Raw genomic sequence first — 4022 nt, 5'->3', positions numbered from 1 at the left:
CTTCGCCGGGTACTGCGGTGCAGCTGACAATCAATGCCCAGGGTCGCTTGAAGACCGTAGACGAGTTCCGCGACATCGTTCTCAAAAAACTAGCCCGAATGGCGCAGTTACTCATCTGCGGGATGTCGCCCGAGTCGAACTTTCTGCGGCTGAATACGGATTGCGTGCGCTGCTGGACAACAAACCCGCCGTCTCCCTCGCCATCTACCAATTGCCAGGCGCTAACGCGCTGGAGATCTCTGACCAAATCCGCGCTGCACTCAAAGATCTCAGCGCTGATTTCCCTCCAGGCCTGGATTACAGGCTTATCTACGACCCCACTCGCTTCGTGAAGTCGAGCATTCAGGCGGTTATAGAAACACTGCTCGAAGCCATCGCACTGGTAGTCGTGGTCGTCATTGTGTTCCTTCAATCATGGCGTACAGCAATCATCCCTTTGATCGCTGTACCGGTATCCATCATCGGTACCTTTGCGCTATTGCTGGCCTTCGGCTTCTCGATCAATGCCCTGTCGCTTTTCGGAATGGTGTTAGCCATAGGTATCGTCGTCGACGATGCCATCGTTGTGGTTGAAAACGTGGAGAGGAACATAGCCAGCGGTCTGACCCCGAGGGACGCCACGTATAAAGCCATGCAAGAGGTCAGCGGCCCCATCATTGCTATCGCACTCACGTTGGTTGCTGTGTTTGTACCGTTGGCATTTATGAGCGGTCTCACGGGCCAGTTCTACAAGCAGTTTGCGATGACCATTGCAATCTCTACGGTGATCTCTGCTTTCAACTCACTCACGCTCTCTCCAGCCCTCAGCGCACTACTTTTGCGTAGCCACGACGCTAAGCAAGACGCCTTAACACGGGTGATGAATAAGCTACTGGGCGGTTTTTTTCGAGCGTTCAACAAGGTTTTCAATCGTGGCTCGGAGCAATACTCGAAAGGCGTAACAGGCGTCCTTAAGCGCAAGGGCAGCATGCTGGTTGTTTATGTGGTTCTTCTGGGGCTCACGGCGGTTATGGGGAACGTTGTGCCTGCTGGGTTCATTCCCATGCAGGACAAGGAGTACTTAGTCACCATCGCCCAGCTTCCCAATGGCGCTTCTCTTGACCGTACGGAAGAAGTGATTCGCCAGATGAGCGAAATAGTCATGAAGCAGCCGGGCGCAGCTCACGCAGTCGGCTTCCCTGGCATGTCCGTTAACGGATTCATGAACAGCTCTAGCGCAGGGATTGTCTTTGTCCCCCCTCAAGCCTCTCAGCGAACGTACATCGAAAGATGAGTCCGCCGCGGCCATCGTCGCATCCCTTAACCAAAAGTTCGCCAGTATCAAAGGAGCCTATGTCGCAGCCTTTCCACCGCCTCCAATACTCGGGCTTGGCACACTGGGCGGCTTCAAAATGCAGCTGGAAGACCAAGGTAGCCTAGGGTATGAGGAGCTTAACAAGGCCACTCAAGCATTCATGGCCAAGGCTGCGGTGACCCCGGAGCTTGGTGGGTCACTAACAAATTATCAGATCAACTTCCCGCAGCTAAACGTCGAGCTAGACCGTGTGAAAGCCAAACAGCTGGGCGTGTCCGTTACCGATGTATTCAAGACCATGCAGGTATACCTTGGCTCCTTGTATGTGAATGACTTCAACAGTTTTGGCCGTGTATACCAGGTACGAGTGCAGGCCGACGCACCGTTTCGTCAGCGAGCAGATGACATCCTTCAGCTGAAAACCAGAAACGACCGTGGGGAAATGGTGCCCCTATCGTCTCTGGTTCGTATCACCCCAACCTACGGTCCGGACATGGTGGTTCGATATAACGGCTACACCGCAGCGGATATTAACGGCGGCCCAGCGCCGGGCTATTCGTCTGGCCAGGCCCAAGCAGCAGCAGAGCGCATTGCAGCCGAGGTGTTGCCTCAAGGCGTAAAATTTGAGTGGACTGAGCTGACTTACCAAAAGGTTTTGGCAGGTAATGCCGGGATGTGGGTATTCCCTGTCAGCGTCCTGCTCGTATTCCTCGTACTGGCCGCCCTGTATGAAAGCTTGACCCTTCCTTTGGCGGTAATCCTGATCGTTCCCATGAGCATCTTGTGTGCACTCACGGGGGTGTGGCTCACGCAGGGAGACAACAACATCTTTTACCCAGATCGGGTTAATGGTATTGGTCGCATTGGCTTCCAAAAACGCCATCTTGATAGTCGAGTTCGCCAGAGAACTAGAGCACGACGGGTACACAACCCTGAAGGCAGCCATTGAAGCGAGCCGCTTGCGTCTCCGGCCGATTCTCATGACTTCCATCGCCTTCATTATGGGCGTTGTTCCACTCGTGTTTTCCACTGGGGCGGGCTCAGAAATGCGTCAAGCCATGGGGATCTCGGTGTTTTTCGGCATGCTGGGCGTGACCCTGTTCGGTCTCGCACTGACACCTGTCTTCTACGTGGTCCTGCGTACGCTGGCAGGTGGCAAAGTACACGTGGCTCAAAAAGACGCGCCTCACCTGACAACGGAAGCATTGGACGCATGATCGGAGCCAAACGAATGATCCAATTACCCAAAAAGTCTATTTTTGGACTGCTAACTTCCTCAGCGCTGCTATCGCTTCTATCAGCATGCTCTGTGGAGCCGACATACAACCGCCCCGACGTCCCGACTCCGCAGGCGTTCAAGGAAGCTTCGGCTGAACAGAAGCAAGCATCATTGCCCAAAGATAGCGCCTGGAAAAACGCTGAACCGGCCGATGCCGAGCATCGTGGGGAATGGTGGCTAGTCTTTGGCGATCCGGTGCTAAACGACATGGAGCGGCAAGCCGCAGAGGCTAATCAGAATCTGAAGGCGGCTGCCGCACGAGTCCAGCAATCGAGAGCCTTAACCCAATCAGCCCGAGCGGGATGGTTCCCGTCCTTAGATGCGGGATTTGGTCCTACGCGTGAACGCCTGTCTCCTGCCTCACAATTGTTGTCTGACGATGCGAGTGGGTCCACGCAGACTCTTTGGCGGGCGTCAGGCGACAGCCTCTTACGAGGTAGACCTGTTCGGGAAGGTGGATTCACAAGTGAACACAGCGCTCGCTAATCAAGCACAGAACGAGGCGCTGTATCGTTCTGTACTGTTAGCCCTCCAAGCTGATGTGGCTAAAAATTATTTCGAGCTGCGTGAGTACGACAACCAACTTCGACTATTTCGTCGCACGGTCACCCTGCGTGAAAACACCCTGAAATTAGTAGAGGGGCGATTCAAAGAGGGCGACATAAGCGAACTTGACCTATCGCGAGCGCGCAACGAACTATCGACCGCGAGGGCGGACTCGGTAGGGATCGCACGGCTGCGCGCGACGTCAGAACATAGTCTTGCAGTGTTGTTGGGTAAGTCTCCTGCCGACTTCGACTTCCCTGACTCACCTATAGAGCCCATCGCGACCCAGGTGCCTATCGGGTTACCATCAGCCCTACTGGAGCGCCGTCCAGATATTGCTGCCGCCGAGAGAGCTATGGCCGCGGCTAACGCACAAATCGGATTGGCGAAATCAGCATTTTTCCCGCGGCTTAACATAAATGCCGCCGCCGGCTTCGAGTCGTCATCGCTGGGGAATCTGTTCGACTGGTCGACTCGGTCTTTTCTACTAGGCCCCCTGGCGGGAACGGCGCTGACGTTACCGATATTTGATGGTGGTCGGAGGAAAGCAGATCTCGCCTCTGCAAGGGCTCGATACGACGAGCAGGTTGCGAAGTATCGGGAGCAAGTATTGGTGGCCTTTAGAGAGGTAGAAGACAACCTTGCAGATCTGAGGTTGCTCGATGATCAGAAAGGTAATCAAAGCGAAGCTGTTGCAGCATCAATACGGACAGAGCGACTTTCTAAAACTCAGTATGAAGAGGGGCAAATTAGCTATTTGGAAGTTATCGATGCTCAGCGCCAGGTCTTACAAACCGAACTGCAACTGAGCCGTCTGACGAGCACTCAGGCCATTGCAACGGTGAGCCTGATTAGAGCCTTAGGTGGGGGATGGGACCGAGCCGACGCTAAGATTGCCTCCAA

At 54.5% G+C, this 4022-nt stretch carries 4 protein-coding genes and 1 pseudogene; all 5 read left to right on the top strand.

Translation table 11 applies throughout. From position 1 onward, the window contains the following. Positions 1 to 115: 115 nt before the first annotated feature. A pseudogene (locus tag DQ405_RS28850) lies at positions 116 to 1231 on the top strand (efflux RND transporter permease subunit); the annotation flags it as partial. Then, positions 1224 to 2243: an efflux RND transporter permease subunit gene (locus DQ405_RS28845; protein ID WP_446730922.1), complete on the top strand. Its 1020-nt coding sequence runs from the start codon at positions 1224 to 1226 to the stop codon at positions 2241 to 2243. The pseudogene DQ405_RS28850 and the gene DQ405_RS28845, both read left to right, overlap by 8 nt. Further along, positions 2143 to 2511, top strand: a complete 369-nt coding sequence (locus DQ405_RS28840) for an efflux RND transporter permease subunit (RefSeq protein WP_446730921.1) — start codon at positions 2143 to 2145, stop codon at positions 2509 to 2511. Before DQ405_RS28845 ends, DQ405_RS28840 begins: the two co-directional genes overlap by 101 nt. Then, complete coding sequence (locus DQ405_RS28395) at positions 2508 to 3059, top strand: TolC family protein (RefSeq protein WP_342030464.1); 552 nt, start codon at positions 2508 to 2510, stop codon at positions 3057 to 3059. The genes DQ405_RS28840 and DQ405_RS28395 overlap by 4 nt, the downstream gene beginning before the upstream one ends. Beyond that, positions 3040 to 4022, top strand: a 983-nt coding sequence (locus DQ405_RS25275) for an efflux transporter outer membrane subunit (RefSeq protein WP_342030463.1), incomplete at its 3' end; no start/stop codon positions are given. The genes DQ405_RS28395 and DQ405_RS25275, both read left to right, overlap by 20 nt.

It is taken from the genome of Pseudomonas sp. SST3, assembly GCF_003325755.1.
This window is presented reverse-complemented; position numbering and strand designations above follow the sequence as displayed.